Annotated in this window: 12 protein-coding genes; 10 read left to right on the top strand and 2 right to left on the bottom strand. The window is 57.4% G+C overall.

Features of this window, described 5'->3' with window-relative positions; all coding sequences use genetic code 11:
* Positions 1 to 197 precede the first annotated feature (197 nt).
* Both dinB and F3I21_RS06625 read left to right on the top strand, forming a co-directional pair.
* Positions 198 to 1,253, top strand: a complete 1,056-nt coding sequence (dinB, locus tag F3I21_RS06630) for a DNA polymerase IV (RefSeq protein ID WP_058758014.1) — start codon at positions 198 to 200, stop codon at positions 1,251 to 1,253.
* 100 nt (positions 1,254 to 1,353) lie between these two features.
* Entirely contained in the window at positions 1,354 to 3,906 is a 2,553-nt protein-coding gene (locus F3I21_RS06625) for an Ig-like domain-containing protein (protein WP_150058530.1), read from the top strand.
* Between the two features lie 65 nt (positions 3,907 to 3,971).
* Here the strand turns inward: F3I21_RS06625 and pepD are convergent, their stop codons facing one another.
* The gene (gene pepD / locus F3I21_RS06620) at positions 3,972 to 5,432 is read right to left on the bottom strand and encodes a beta-Ala-His dipeptidase (RefSeq protein ID WP_150058529.1); all 1,461 of its coding nucleotides are present in this window, start codon (positions 5,430 to 5,432) and stop codon (positions 3,972 to 3,974) included.
* Positions 5,433 to 5,686: 254 nt separating this feature from the next.
* Between pepD and gpt the strand changes: the two genes are divergently transcribed.
* From gpt to crl, 3 genes are all read left to right on the top strand, one after another.
* Positions 5,687 to 6,145, top strand: a complete 459-nt coding sequence (gene gpt / locus F3I21_RS06615; protein ID WP_021507279.1) for a xanthine phosphoribosyltransferase — start codon at positions 5,687 to 5,689, stop codon at positions 6,143 to 6,145.
* A gap of 120 nt (positions 6,146 to 6,265) precedes the next feature.
* Positions 6,266 to 7,513 (top strand): esterase FrsA, encoded by a 1,248-nt coding sequence (gene frsA, locus F3I21_RS06610; RefSeq protein ID WP_127833722.1) that lies wholly within the window; start codon positions 6,266 to 6,268, stop codon positions 7,511 to 7,513.
* A 109-nt stretch (positions 7,514 to 7,622) separates the two neighbouring features.
* Entirely contained in the window at positions 7,623 to 8,024 is a 402-nt protein-coding gene (gene crl, locus F3I21_RS06605) for a sigma factor-binding protein Crl (protein ID WP_021313042.1), read from the top strand.
* Between the two features lie 81 nt (positions 8,025 to 8,105).
* Here crl and ompC read toward each other — a convergent pair whose 3' ends face one another.
* The gene (gene ompC, locus F3I21_RS06600; RefSeq protein WP_021507277.1) at positions 8,106 to 9,188 is read right to left on the bottom strand and encodes a porin OmpC; all 1,083 of its coding nucleotides are present in this window, start codon (positions 9,186 to 9,188) and stop codon (positions 8,106 to 8,108) included.
* 246 nt (positions 9,189 to 9,434) lie between these two features.
* Here ompC and proB point away from each other — a divergent pair, with 246 nt between their 5' ends.
* The 5 genes from proB (at position 9,435) to F3I21_RS06575 (ending at position 14,224) form a co-directional block, all read left to right on the top strand.
* On the top strand, positions 9,435 to 10,538 hold the full coding sequence (gene proB, locus F3I21_RS06595; RefSeq protein WP_088517013.1) for a glutamate 5-kinase: 1,104 nt from the start codon (positions 9,435 to 9,437) through the stop codon (positions 10,536 to 10,538).
* 10 nt (positions 10,539 to 10,548) lie between these two features.
* A complete protein-coding gene (gene proA / locus F3I21_RS06590; RefSeq protein ID WP_150058577.1) occupies positions 10,549 to 11,802 on the top strand; it encodes a glutamate-5-semialdehyde dehydrogenase in 1,254 nt (417 codons plus the stop codon).
* Between the two features lie 353 nt (positions 11,803 to 12,155).
* Positions 12,156 to 12,887, top strand: coding sequence for a S24 family peptidase (locus F3I21_RS06585; RefSeq protein WP_150058528.1), 732 nt, complete (start codon positions 12,156 to 12,158; stop codon positions 12,885 to 12,887).
* Positions 12,888 to 13,299: 412 nt separating this feature from the next.
* Positions 13,300 to 13,578, top strand: a complete 279-nt coding sequence (locus F3I21_RS06580; protein ID WP_021507273.1) for a hypothetical protein — start codon at positions 13,300 to 13,302, stop codon at positions 13,576 to 13,578.
* Between the two features lie 178 nt (positions 13,579 to 13,756).
* The gene (locus F3I21_RS06575; protein ID WP_021507272.1) at positions 13,757 to 14,224 is read left to right on the top strand and encodes a glycoside hydrolase family protein; all 468 of its coding nucleotides are present in this window, start codon (positions 13,757 to 13,759) and stop codon (positions 14,222 to 14,224) included.
* Position 14,225: the final 1 nt, after the last annotated feature.

Raw genomic sequence — 14,225 nt, 5'->3', positions numbered from 1 at the left:
TGTATTGCATTATCGGAAATATCCGCTACCGCAGCGCAACATTATCATTGTCTGGCGTTTAATCAAGCCGGAGTCCGAGAAAATGGTGCAATCCTAAAGGGAATACGACCACAAATTTGTAAACTTTAATCGCACGCGCCACAAATATTGCCGTTGTTTTTCTCTGCTGTATACTTATCCAGTATCCGGAGGGGCGTATGCGCAAAATCATTCATGTCGATATGGACTGCTTTTTCGCGGCAGTGGAAATGCGCGACGATCCTTCATTACGTGATATCCCGATTGCCATCGGCGGCAGCCGCGTGCAGCGTGGGGTAATCAGCACCGCCAACTATCCGGCGCGGAAATACGGCGTGCGCAGCGCGATGCCAACCGCCACGGCGCTGCGCCTCTGTCCCCATCTGAAACTGCTGCCCGGCCGCTTTGATGCCTATAAAGAAGCCTCGCAGCAGATTCGCGCCATCTTTACCCGCTATACGCCACTGATTGAGCCATTGTCGCTGGATGAAGCCTACCTGGACGTCACCGACAGTGAACACTGCCAGGGATCGGCCACGCTGATGGCGCAGGCGATTCGCGCCGATATCCTGCGCGAAACCGGCCTGACCGCGTCCGCCGGCATTGCGCCGATCAAGTTCCTCGCCAAAATCGCCTCAGACATGAACAAGCCTGACGGCCAGTATGTGATTACGCCGCAGGCGATGCCGGACTTTCTGCTGACGCTGCCGCTGAGCAAGATTCCCGGCGTTGGCAAAGTGGCCACCAAAAAGCTCGAAGAGATGGGGCTGCGCACCTGCGCTGACGTACAACAGGCCGATCTGGCGCAGCTGCTGAAGCGCTTTGGAAAATTTGGCCGCGTGCTGTGGGAGCGCAGCAACGGCATCGACGATCGCGACGTGGTGGTGGAGCGCGAACGCAAATCGCTGGGCGTCGAGCGTACGCTGGGCGAGGACATCCATCACTGGGAGCAGTGCCTGGAGATTATTGATTTTCTCTATGCCGAGCTCGATCGCCGTCTCAGCGCGATCCGCCCGGATAAGCAGATTGCACGCCAGGGCGTAAAGCTGAAGTTCAACGATTTCCAGCTCACCACCCAGGAGCATGTCTGGCCGGTGCTGAATAAAGACGACATGATCGCCGTAGCGCGTCAGGCCTGGGACGAGCGCCGCGCCGGACGCGGTGTGCGGCTGGTGGGGCTGCACGTCACGCTGGTAAATCCACAGCTGGAGCGCCAGCTAGTGCTGGGACTGTAACGCCGCGCCCGCTTCCGCTCTCTTCGGGACGTTTCGTACATCGTTCCACTAATGAATCGCCAACAATGCACGCTTTTACACTCCTCACTCAAGGTGCAACATGGCAAATTATTACTCAACCCGCCCGACCATTACGTCAATCTATGATGATGTTGGCGAGACCGGCGTCGTTTCACGCGGCGGGTTCACTGACGATGTGCGTCCACGCCTTACCGGTAAGGTAAATCCGGGGGCAGTGGTTTATCTGTACGACAACAATAAACTGATTTTCCATTTTCAAACCGGACGCGATGGCACTTTTGATCTGACATTCGGTTATGACTTACCGCAGGGTGTGCATAACTTCAGACTATACAGTCAGGGCCAGTACAGCGAGCCTTATGCGATCAACATCTCTTCAGTCAACGTAGAGTCGCCGAAAATCCTCTCACTGTACGATAACGTGGGTGAAACCGGTAATGTGCTGCACGGTGACAAGACCGACGATCGCCGCCCGCTGATCAAAGGCAGCGGCACGCCGGGGGCCACCGTAACGCTGCTGGATAACGGCACGGTAATCGGCCAGACCCGCGTTGATGCCAAAGGCAACTGGAGCCTGCAGCCGTCGCGCGATTTTGCGTTAGGTGAACATAACCTGACGGTGCAGAGCCAGGGCATGACCAGCAGCGGCTTTAAGGTCGAGGTGGTGCCGGTGAAAACCATCAAACCAGAAATTCTGGAAATCTTTGACCGCGTGGATGAAACCGGCCTGCTGAAGCCTGGAGATGATACCGACGACCGTCGTCCGCTGCTGAAAGGCGTGGGCACGCCGGGTGCGGTGGTGTGGCTGATGGATAATGGCCGCGGCATTACTTATACCGTGGTGGATAAGCAGGGCAACTGGACGCTGCAGCCGTCTAACGATTTGGCATTGGGTAAACACCACCTCGCGGTTTACATCAATGGCGTGGTCAGTGAACCGGTTGAACTCAACGTGGTGATCCGTGAAGGGTCTGAGCCGGTGATCGTGGCTATTCATGACAATGTGAATGAAGTGGGGGTGGTTGAGCCAGGTAAAGACAGCGACGATCGCCGTCCGATTGTCAGCGGCACCGCGCTGCCGCACACCACCATCTGGCTGCTGGATTCCGGCGGTATCCTCGGCAGCGCGCGTTCGGATGCGCAAGGTAACTGGAGCATCAAGCCGGATATCGAATTACGTTATGGTATGAATAAACTCTGGGTCAGCAATGGCGACTCGGTAAGCGACATCTATCCGATTAACATTGTGCCCATGCAGGGTCAGGCACCGGAGATCCACGCGGTGTATGACGATGCGGGCTACGATTCAGGTAATGTTGCGCAGGGGCGTAAAACGGATGACGCACGGCCAACCCTGAGCGGTAAAGGCATTCCGGGCGAAACCGTCACGCTGCTGGCCAACGGTATTCAGGTGGCGAATGCTATCGTAGATGCCAACGGTCACTGGAAGATGGAACCCTACAGCGATCTGGATCCGGGCAGCTACAGTCTGGTGGTCGATAGCAACGGTAAGAAGAGCGCGCCGTGGAAAATTGATATCGTGGCGGAAACCCGTATCTGGAGCCTGTACGATGATGCGGGTCTTTCTGGAACAATTGGCGACAACGGTGTGACCGATGATACGCGTCCGAATATCAGCGGTATTGGGCAGCCAGGTAGTCTGGTTGAACTGGTCTCAGGTGGTACGCTATTGGGCACAGCCATCGTCGGTGAAAACGGCACATGGTTTATTGAACCTGGGCGTGATATGCGGCTGGGTTCGCACAAACTGATCGCTATCAGTCAGGGGTTCTACAGCAAGCCTTTCTATGTTGATATTGTTGCCGCGATGGAAGATGCGCCGGACATCTTATGGCTTGAGGATCATGTCCGTAACTACGATTACATGGCTGAAAACGATAAGTTTTACGATCGTCGCCCGACTATTATCGGACAAGGCCGCCCGGGCCAGATGGTAGAAATTTACGATAATGACGTGTTGATTGGTAGCGCTGGCGTGGGTGCGGATGGCATGTGGCGTTTCCAGCCGCATAGCGATCTGGCCGTGGGTAAACATGAACTGGTCGCGAAAATGGCCGGCATTGCGAGTAACACTATGCCGATCAATGTGATTGAGTTGAAAATTACCCAGGTATTTGATGACGTTAACGAGCCGGCGCTGTTGCAGCCAGGCGACACCACGGACGATGACAGACCGTCATTTAAAGGTACCGGCTTACCGGGTGAGTTCGTTTATCTGCTTGATGACGGTGTCAAAATTGGCTCCGCTAAGGTCAACAGCAAAGGTGAATGGACGCTGGAGCCTAAGTGGTATCTCGATCCGGGCGAGCATAATCTGCAGGTTCAGGGACGCTTCTTTAAAACGGAGGTGTTTAAACTGATCGTTGAAGAGCCGGTTGAAGAGGATTTCACGATGCTGGCGCTGGATGAAAGCTCGCTGACGCTGACGTCGCTGCTAAGCGATGCTGCACCGCAGCTGTTCAGTGAGTCGCCGCAGTCTGCCTCTCCCGCCACGCTCAGCCTGGACAACCTCGATCTGCGCGTCGAGAGCGGCGTTCAGCTGGCACGCAGTGAGACGCTGCCGTTGCTGGAGATGTTGCCGCTGGAAGAGCGCTACAGCGCGGTCGCCTGACGCGGCACCGTTACCGTAAATAAAAAATCCTGCCCGGGGGCAGGATTTTTTTTATCGCAACGGCGTTACGCTTTTTCCGGCACCACGTTCAGCAGCGCGGTCAGCAGTTTCCAGTACAGACCGACGCTGTCGATGTGCACCTGCTCGTCCGGCGAGTGTGGACCGGTGATGGTTGGCCCAATCGACACCATGTCCATGTCCGGATACGGTTTTTTGAACAGACCGCACTCCAGGCCGGCGTGAATCACCTGAATGTTTGGCGTCTTGCCAAACAGCGCTTCATAGGTCTTACGCGTCAGCGCCATGATGGGCGAGTCGGCATCCGGCTGCCAGCCCGGGTAACCGCCTTTCGGCGCGGTTTTCGCCCCGGCCAGCGCACCCAGCGAAGTCAGGGTTTCGACCACCCAATCTTTACCGGTGTCGATCAGCGAGCGAATCAGGCAGATGATCTCGGCGCTGTCCTGCTCCATCGTGACCACGCCGACGTTAAGCGAGGTTTCCACCACGCCTTTCGCCACGTCCGAGTTGCGAATCACACCGTTTGGCGTGCTGTTCAGCAGGTTGATGAAGCGATCGCGGCTGTCTGCGGTCAGCGCCTGGCCCTGATGCGCCAGTGGCTCGCTCAGCACGGCGACGTTCTTCTCTTTACTGCCCAGCTCATTCTGCAGCGTGGCCTGGAAATGGGCGGCAGCAGACTTCAGCGCATCCACTTTATGGCTGTCGATGGCCAGCGTAGCGAACGCTTCGCGTGGAATCGCATTGCGCAGCGTACCGCCGGTGAACTCAATCAGACGGATATCCAGCTCAGCAGCGTGGACGGCAAGGAAGCGCGCCAGCAGCTTGTTGGCGTTGCCGAGACCAAGATGAATGTCCGCGCCGGAGTGGCCGCCTTTCAAACCTTTCAGCGTCAGTTTCAGGGTTTCGTAACCGGCAGGCACGGCCTCGCGGCTCAGCGGCAGGGTAGTGATAAAGTCGATACCCCCGGCGCAGCCCATGTAGATCTCACCTTCCTCTTCCGAGTCGGTGTTGATCAGGATGTCCGCCTGCAGCCAGTTTGGTTGCAGACCAAAGGCACCGTCCATGCCCGACTCTTCGGTCATGGTCAGCAGCACTTCCAGCGGACCGTGGGTCAGACTGTTGTCCGCCAGCACCGCCAGCGCAGAGGCCATACCGATACCGTTATCCGCACCCAGCGTGGTGCCGCGCGCTTTCACCCACTCGCCATCAACGTACGGCTGAATCGGGTCTTTGGTGAAGTCGTGTACCGTGTCATTGTTCTTCTGCGGCACCATATCAAGGTGCGCCTGCAGCGCCACCGGAGTACGGTTTTCCATGCCTGCGGTAGCAGGTTTACGAATCAGGATATTGCCGACCTGATCGCGTTCAACCCAGAAACCTTGCTCTTTAGCCCAGCCAACAACGTATTCGGCCAGCGCTTCTTCATGGTAAGAAGGGTGCGGAATCGAGCAGATTTTTGCGAAGATATCCCACAGCGGCTGCGGGGAAAGTTGAGACAATTCAGACACAACGCGTCTCCTGTGTCAGCGCGGCGGACATACCGCTCGCACGCGGGTTTCCAGTGAAAGATCGCCGTCAGCACATCTGACGTGATGGGCCAGAGAATATCACTGTTTCCTGCCGGGTGCGCCATCGGGCGCGCTAAAAACCTGCAACCGATGTGACGGGTGCTGGTTTTTAACGCGTCAGATCCTTATAATCTCGCGCAACCTTTTCCCCCTTGCATATTTTTAAGCCAATCTCATTGGCCGGGATTCCTTTTATGAGCGAAAAATACGTCGTTACCTGGGACATGCTGCAGATTCATGCCCGTAAACTGGCCCAGCGCCTGCTTCCTGTGGAACAGTGGAAAGGCATCATCGCGGTCAGCCGCGGTGGTCTGGTTCCGGCATCGCTTCTGGCGCGTGAACTGGGGATTCGCTACGTCGATACCGTGTGCATCTCCAGCTACGATCACGATCACCAGCGTGAAATGAAAGTGCTGAAGCGCGCAGAAGGCGACGGTGAAGGTTTTGTGGTCATCGACGATCTGGTGGATACCGGCGGTACCGCGCAGGCGATTCGTGATATGTATCCAAAAGCGCGTTTCTGCACCATCTTCGCTAAGCCGGCTGGCCGCGCACTGGTGGACGACTACATTGTCGATATTCCGCAGAACACCTGGATCGAGCAGCCGTGGGACATGGGCGTGGTGTACATTCCGCCGATTGTAAAAAGCTGATTGATGCAACGCAAACAACGCCCGGTTATGCCGGGCGTTGTGCTTTCTGCGCCTCGCGCCCGTGCGGCGGGTGCAGTACACTCTTAGCCATCTATGCGACTGCCGCAGGAGAAGCTTAAGATGGCCGAGAAAAATCTCAGCGAAGAACTGTTCAAACCCCGCTTCAAACACCCGGAAACCTCCTCGCTGGTGCATCGCCAGCACCACCCGACGGCGCAGGTGCACAATGCCCTGGAAGGCGATACCCAGCGCGGCTGGTATCGCATGCTGAATAAGCTGCTGTGGACGTGGCGCGGCCTGGCGCCGCAGGAGATCAGCGAAGTGCTGGCGCGCATTGCCGTCAGTGAGTTTGAACACACCGACGAAACGCTGCTGGACACGGTGATTGGCTATCGCGGCGGCAACTGGAACTATGAGTGGTCGAAGCAGGCGGCGCTGTGGCAGCAGCGCGCGATGCAGAACGCCGATCACGATGAGGCCGGCCAGCAGTGGCTGCATGCCGCCAGTCTGTACAGCCTGGCCGCGTATCCCTACATTAAAGGTGATGAGCTGGCGGATCAGGCGCAGGTGCTGGCGAATCGCGCTTATGAAGAAGCCACCCAGCGCCTGCCCGGCGAGCTGAAATCCCTGACCTTTCCCATCAGCGGCGGCAGTCCGGTCACCGGCTTCCTGCATATGCCGGCGCAGGCCAGCGCGCCGTATCCCACCGTGCTGCTGTGCGGCGGTCTCGACTCGCTGCAGAGCGACCATTACCGGCTGTTTCACGATTATCTGGCACCGCGCGGCATCGCCATGCTGACGCTGGATATGCCGTCGGTGGGTTTCAGCAGCAAATGGACGCTCAATCAGGACACCAGCCAGCTGCATCAGCAGGTGCTGCGCGAACTGAGCAACGTGCCGTGGATTGACCACACGCGCGTGGCGCTGTTCGGTTACCGCTTTGGCGCCAACGTGGCGACGCGGCTGGCTTACCTTGAGGTGCCGCGTCTGCGCGCGGTGGCGTCGCTCGGGCCGATGGTGCATCACGTGTTTGTCGATGCGCAGCGCCAGCAGCAGCTGCCGGATATGTATATGGACATGCTGGCCAGCCGGCTGGGCATGTCGTCGACCTCCGACAGCAATCTGCGCATCGAGCTCAATCGCTATTCGCTCAAAGTGCAGGGCCTGCTGGGCCGCCGGACGCCGGTGCCGATGCTGGCCGCTTACTGGCCCAACGATCTGTTCAGCCCGGAAGAGGAGGCGCAGCTGATCGTCAACTCCTCGGCGCAGGGCAAGGCGCTGGCGATTCCCGCCACGCCAGTGTTTGCCAGCTTTGACAAAGCGCTTAATCAAATTTGCGACTGGCTGGCAAAACAGTTGCAGCGCTAACTGGCGAAATACGCAGACTCTGCTACAACTTATCTTCGGGAAAATACGTGCGGTGGCGTTTTGCCGCCGCGCTGCGTTTTATACGGTTTATTTGAGGGAGAGAGTTAGCATGACGTTACCGAGTGGTCACCCCCGTAGTCGCCTGCTTAAGCGCTTCACCGAATTGGGGCCGTACATCCGTGAAGGACAGTGTGAAGAGACGCGTTTCTTCTTTGATTGCCTGGCGGCGTGCGTCAACGTCAAACCGGCGCCGGAAAGCCGCGAGTTCTGGGGCTGGTGGATGACGCTGAACGCCTATGAAGATCACTTCACCTACGAATACCACTTCGGCCTGTTTGATAAAGACGGCGACTGGAGCGTGGCCGCCATCAAGGGCAAAGAGAACAATGAGAAAGTGGAGAGCACGCTGCGTAATTTCCACGAGCGCCTGAAAGCCACGCTGCATGAGTTTAAGCTTGATCTCAGGCCCGCGGCGGGGTTCAAAGAAGAGCCGGTTAAACTCAGTGCCTGAACCTGAGTCAGACCTGAATAAGAAAGAGCCGGTGATGAGCCGGCTCTTTTTTTACAGACACAGACAGGGTAATGCTGAAGCTTAGAACTGGTAGGTCAGACCGACCGCCACCACGTCATCGCTGTTGATGCCCAGCGGGTTGTTGTCATCCAGCTGGTTGATTTTGTAGTCAACCATGGCCGACATGTTTTTGTTGAAGTAGTACGTCATCGCCACGTCGACATATTTCACGATGTCCGCATCGCCAATGCCTTCAATGTCTTTGCCTTTGCTCTGCACGTAGCCCAGCGATGGACGCAGACCGAAGTCGAACTGATACTGCGCAACCACTTCAAAGTTCTGCGTTTTATTCGCCACGCCGCCCGTGATTGGCGTCATGTTACGGGTTTCAGAGTAGGTCGATGCCAGGTAGATGCTGTTCGCGTCATATTTGATGCCCGCGCCCCAGGCTTCCGCTTTGTCACCACGGCCCAGACGGGTCGCCACGTCCTGCGAGTTGGTCCGGTCAGCAGAGGAGATCGCACTCATCAGGCTGACACCGCTATCGCCGAGGGTGTAACCCAGTGACGCACCGTAACCGTCGCCGTTCTGCTTAGGAATCTCTGAACGGCCGTTGGCGCTGGTGGAATCGTTCTTGCCCTGATACTGCACCGCGAAACGCAGGCCATCCACCAGACCGAAGAAATTGCTGTTGCGGTAAGTGGCGACGCCAGAAGTACGGCCCAGCATGTAGGTGTCGGTGTAGGCGCTGTCGCCACCGAATTCTGGCAGCACGTCGGTCCATGCCAGCACATCGTAAACCACGCCGTAGTTACGACCGTAATCAACAGAGCCGTAGTTACCAAACTTCAGACCGGCAAAGCCCAGACGGGTTTTGTTACCGATATTAGCGTCGGTGTTGGTTTCTGCGCGGTTACCCTGGAACTGATATTCCCACTGACCGTAGCCGGTCATCAGGTCGTTAATCTGCGTCTGCCCTTTGAAGCCCAGACGGATGTAAGTTTTGTCGCCGTCAGCGGCTGCGTTGTCGCTGAAGTAGTGCATGCCTTTCACACGACCGTACAGATCCAGTTTGTTACCGTCTTTGTTATAAACTTCAGCGGCTTGTGCGGTTGAGGCCAGAGCCAGCGCGGAAACGATGAGTGCCAGTGTGCTTTTCTTCATTTTGCTATCAATCCCAATGAGTAAAATTTGTTGTACCCGTGAAAAGGTTTGTAAAACACGGGACGTTTTACCGACTGGCAATGAAAGTTTTATGACATTTTTTCTGATTTCTTGTTAATCGCGAACTTTTGGTCTACCCGCTTGTCAGGCGTTTTTTGTGCTTTTCCCCTTGCCGCTGTTGGCTTCCTTGCTGACTCCTGTTAAAACGTCCCTTCGCAGATTTTTTTCTTACATGGCAGGAAAAACATGAGTGGCAGTCAGACCCTGGTGGTCAAATTGGGTACCAGCGTCCTCACCGGCGGATCGCGCCGGCTGAACCGGGCGCATATGGTGGAGCTGGTTCGGCAGTGTGCACAACTGCACGCCGCCGGTCATCGCATTATCATCGTCACCTCAGGCGCGATTGCCGCCGGTCGCGAACACCTTGGTTACCCGGAACTGCCACCGACCATCGCCTCAAAGCAGCTGCTGGCTGCGGTGGGGCAGAGTCGTTTAATCCAGCTGTGGGAGCAGCTGTTCTCCATCTACGGTATCCATATCGGGCAGATGCTGCTGACGCGCGCCGACATGGAAGATCGTGAACGCTTCCTCTACGCGCGCGATATGCTGCGCGCGCTGCTCGACAACCATATCGTGCCGGTCATTAACGAGAACGACGCGGTGGCAACCGCGGAAATCAAGGTGGGCGATAATGACAACCTGTCCGCGCTGGCGGCGATGCTCGGCGGTGCCGATAAACTGCTGCTGCTGACCGATCAGCCAGGTCTGTTTACCGCCGATCCGCGCACCAATCCCGAGGCAGAACTGATCAGCGATGTGCATCAGATTGATGATGCGCTGCGCACGCTGGCTGGCGGCAGCGTCTCCGGTCTCGGCACCGGCGGCATGGCCACCAAACTGCAGGCGGCGGATGTTGCCTGCCGCGCCGGCATTGATGTCATCATTGCGGCCGGCAGCCGCGCGGATGTGATCGGGGATGTGCTGCACGGCAAACCGGTGGGGACGCGCTTCCACGCGCAGCAGTCACCGCTGGAAAATCGCAAGCGCTGGATCTTCGGCGCGCCACCGGCGGGCGAGATCACCATTGACGACGGCGCGCTGGCGGCGGTGCTGGAGCGCGGCAGTTCGCTGCTGCCGAAAGGCGTCCGTGACGTGCAGGGCAATTTCTCGCGCGGCGAAGTGATCCGCATCCGTAACCTGCAGGGGCGCGATATCGCCCACGGCGTCACGCGCTACAACAGCGATGCGATGCGCATGATCGCCGGTCATCACAGTCAGGAGATTGGTGAGATCCTCGGTTACGAATATGGCCCGGTTGCGGTGCACCGCGACGATATGATCGTCAGTTAAGGAGCGGATGATGTTAGAACAGATGGGTAAAGCGGCGCGTGAAGCGTCGTACAAACTGGCGGAGCTCTCCACCGAACAAAAAAATCAGGTACTGCTGACCATCGCCGATCGGCTGGAAGCGGAAAGCGCCGACATTCTGGCGGCTAACCAGCAGGATCTGGCCGATGCGCGCACTAACGGCATGAGTGCGGCGCTGCTCGATCGTCTGACGCTCAACCCGCAGCGCCTGAAAGGCATCGCGGATGACGTGCGCCAGGTGTGCCGTCTGGCCGATCCGGTTGGCCAGCTGATCGACGGCGGGCGGCTCGACAGCGGCCTGCGCATTGAACGACGTCGCGTGCCGCTCGGCGTGATCGGGGTGATCTACGAAGCGCGCCCGAACGTCACGGTCGATGTGGCGTCACTGTGTCTGAAAACCGGCAACGCGGCGATTCTGCGCGGCGGCAAAGAGACCTGGCGCACCAACGCCGCCACGGTGCGGGTGATCCAGAACGCGCTCATCGAGCATGGTTTACCGGCAGCAGCGGTGCAGGCGATTGAGAACCCGGATCGCGAACTGGTGAATCAGCTGCTGAAGCTGGATCGCTACGTTGACATGCTGATCCCGCGCGGCGGTGCCGGGCTGCACAAGCTGTGTCGCGAAAATTCCACCATTCCGGTGATCACCGGCGGTATCGGCGTGTGCCATCTCTATCTCGACGAAACCATGGAGACGGACGCCGCGCTGGAGGTGATTGTTAACGCCAAGAAGCAGCGTCCCAGCGCCTGTAACTCGCTGGAAACGCTGCTGATTCATCGCGATCAGGCTGAGCGTTTCATTCCGGCGTTTCTGCAGCGTATGGCGCAGGAGAACATTGCGCTGCACGCCGACGAAAACGCGCTGGCGCTGCTGCAGCAGGGCCCGGCCAGCGTGGTGGCGGTGCAGATGCACCAATACGACGATGAGTGGCTGTCGAACGATCTGAACGTCAAGCTGGTGGCGGACCTCAATGAAGCGGTCGCGCACATCCGCATGCACGGCACCCAGCACTCCGATGGCATTCTGACGCGCAGTATTGGCAACGCCAATCGCTTCGTGAATCAGGTCGACTCATCGGCAGTGTACGTCAACGCCAGCACCCGCTTTACCGACGGCGGCCAGTTCGGTCTCGGCGCTGAAGTAGCGGTCAGTACGCAGAAACTGCATGCGCGCGGTCCGATGGGCCTCGAAGCGCTCACCACCTACAAATGGATTGGCTGGGGCGACGATACCCTGCGCCGTTAGTTTTCTCTCCGGCATCACAATGGGCACCTGACGCGGTGCCCTTTTTGATCGCTTTCGATCCAGTTATTTCCAGAGCTTTTCGTTTTATTCCTGTCATCTGTGGCGCGCCTGCGGCTTTTCGCCCATTTTTTGCTGTGGGTGCTGGTCTCAGCGTTACAGAACAATCCTGAAAACCCCTGTCAGAACAAGCTGTCAGAGATTCATTACTGGTTTCCACCAGGGCGAAGAGGATAATGATCGTCCAGCTTTATTGATAAAAGCGGTTGGGTAGTAAACTAGCGGTAATATAAAATGAACTGGTAGCAAAAATGAAAATAACATTCAGTCTTTTACTGATGGCAGACTATTAACTGATGGTTAAAAAAGAGATTACGAGACAAGCTTTTACTGCCAGGCTGATTGCCGCATGCGAGAGCGCGGGAATTGTCGGACATGGACGGAACAAACAGGTCGCTCAGGCACTGCAACAACGGGGATGCAGGATCTCAACTCCAGGGGTCTGGAAATGGTTTAACGCGCAATCCATTCCGGATGACAGTAATCTGCTGGCGCTCAGCCAGCTGTTAGGCGTGCGCGTGGAGTGGCTACAGTTCGGCATGGAAAAACCGGATGTGGCGCTTGCCCGTCAGCGCCTGATCGATCCGCAGCACATGTTCCGCGTCGAAAGCCTGGATATCGGGCAACGCAGCGCACAGGGTATTGTCGCGCGCGACGAACTGGTCGAGACCATTCAGGCGATTGAATACGGTCTGGATGAGGCGCGCGTGCTGTTTAACGGCCGCCCGGCCGAAAATATCCGGCTGATTGCCCTGAACAGTGACTCCATGGCCGGTACTTTTGCACCGCGCGATCAGCTGTTTGTCGATATCAGCGTGCACCGCTTCGACGGCGACGGCATCTACCTGTTTAATCTCGACAACCAGCTCTACCTCAAGCGGCTGCAGTTACAGCACAAGAAGGTGGCGGTGATCTCCGACAACAAACGCTACGAGACCTGGTATCTGACGCTGGACGAAGCGGCGTCGCTGCAGGTGATTGCTCGCGTCATCATGAGCCAGGCGCGTGACTATCAGATTCTGGGCTGAGCAGCAGTGCGTTAACCGGCAAAAAAATAATCCGGCTGAAATCAAAAATTTAACTGCCGGTAAATAAAAAATTAACTGTCAGTGTTTGCCAATGCATTAGAACCTGTTAATAATTTGACCATAGATGGACGACATCTCTGCTCCCGGATGAGCCCGCTCTTAAACAATTGAGGCGCTGCACAAGCGCGAGACAACCCACCCAAAGTCAGTGAATTTTGGGATGGGGTGGATACGCACTTAGCAGCGTCGTCAGTTGTCCTCTGCTTTTACTCTCCTCTGCTTATGCCTGGCCGTTTTTTACGGCCGGGCAAGCCAGTTGCGGGTGATTGCAGAGGGGCCACGGACGTCCCGGTCTGTGCCGAATCGCCGTGCTCACCACCCCATCGCCAAAGACTCATTCACAGGAGGAGTTATGGCGATTATTCAATATGGCAAATCAGTCTTTAGCGGAAACGCGCGCACCCGTCGCCACCGGCGGCGTCAGCCGCTCAGCCGCCTGAAGCGCAGCATCGACAGTGCCCTGGGCCTGGAGTGTGATGAGATCACCCTGCGCACCGCCGAGCGCATCTGCCAGCGGGAAATCCGCTCCCGGGTAGACCGCGCAGTACTGGCGCCCACGCGGCCCTGCAATGACAACCCCAGCTTTGATAACTGCTGTTTGCCCCACGTTCATTTGTACGCCGTGCGTTAATTCTCTGCTGTTTTCCCAGTTCTGAACGGAACGTTTCACCTTCCCTCACTGTTTAGTTGCGCTTGAGCGTTGCGCTTAACGGCTGCCTGTCGCCCGGCGCAACCGATCAGCGAGGTTTATGTATTGTGGTTATTTGCGCAGCTTTTCATGCCGTTGCGCCCGTCAAAGAGGAACCGTTATGAGCCAAATCATTGCCATTTTGAATTTCGAAGAGGGATACCGCGAAGCGCCTTACCTCGACACGCAGGGGTTTCCCACCGTTGCGGGCGGTATTCGCATCGGGCCGAAAGGCGCGTCGCTCAGCCACTATATCTTCCGCGTACCGCGCCGCGTTGGCGACGTGTGGAAGCAGTGCATCGTTGAAGGCAAGGTGCAGGAGATGCAGCAGCGCGCACTGGTGCAGCAGGCACTGAGTCAATGCAATGAAGCGCGCAGCGATGTGCTGATCAGCATGGCCTACCAGATGGGCGTCGACGGTCTGGCGCTGTTTCGCGGCATGCTCACCGCGGTGACGCAACGCGATTTCGACGCGGCGGCGAACGCCATGCTCGACAGCCTGTGGGCGCGGCAAACTGCGGGGCGCGCCCGGCGTCATGCCGAAGTGATGCGCACGGGCACCTACGACATCTACAGGGGGCTGTTATGAA

It is taken from the genome of Pantoea sp. B_9, from assembly GCF_008632015.1.
GTDB lineage: Bacteria > Pseudomonadota > Gammaproteobacteria > Enterobacterales > Enterobacteriaceae > Pantoea > Pantoea dispersa.
Note: the sequence above shows the minus strand (reverse complement) of the source record. Positions and strands in the feature narration are given on the sequence as shown.

Bases quoted from the DNA above. Each gene is read 5' to 3' on its own strand.
- F3I21_RS06625 (WP_150058530.1), top strand. From the start codon at position 1,354: ATGGCAAATTATTACTCAACCCGCCCGACCATTACGTCAATCTATGAT.
- ompC (WP_021507277.1), bottom strand. From the start codon at position 9,188: ATGAAGAAAAGCACACTGGCACTCATCGTTTCCGCGCTGGCTCTGGCC.
- F3I21_RS06580 (WP_021507273.1), top strand. From the start codon at position 13,300: ATGGCGATTATTCAATATGGCAAATCAGTCTTTAGCGGAAACGCGCGC.
- proA (WP_150058577.1), top strand. From the start codon at position 10,549: ATGTTAGAACAGATGGGTAAAGCGGCGCGTGAAGCGTCGTACAAACTG.
- frsA (WP_127833722.1), top strand. From the start codon at position 6,266: ATGGCCGAGAAAAATCTCAGCGAAGAACTGTTCAAACCCCGCTTCAAA.
- proB (WP_088517013.1), top strand. From the start codon at position 9,435: ATGAGTGGCAGTCAGACCCTGGTGGTCAAATTGGGTACCAGCGTCCTC.
- gpt (WP_021507279.1), top strand. From the start codon at position 5,687: ATGAGCGAAAAATACGTCGTTACCTGGGACATGCTGCAGATTCATGCC.
- F3I21_RS06585 (WP_150058528.1), top strand. From the start codon at position 12,156: ATGGTTAAAAAAGAGATTACGAGACAAGCTTTTACTGCCAGGCTGATT.
- F3I21_RS06575 (WP_021507272.1), top strand. From the start codon at position 13,757: ATGAGCCAAATCATTGCCATTTTGAATTTCGAAGAGGGATACCGCGAA.
- dinB (WP_058758014.1), top strand. From the start codon at position 198: ATGCGCAAAATCATTCATGTCGATATGGACTGCTTTTTCGCGGCAGTG.
- crl (WP_021313042.1), top strand. From the start codon at position 7,623: ATGACGTTACCGAGTGGTCACCCCCGTAGTCGCCTGCTTAAGCGCTTC.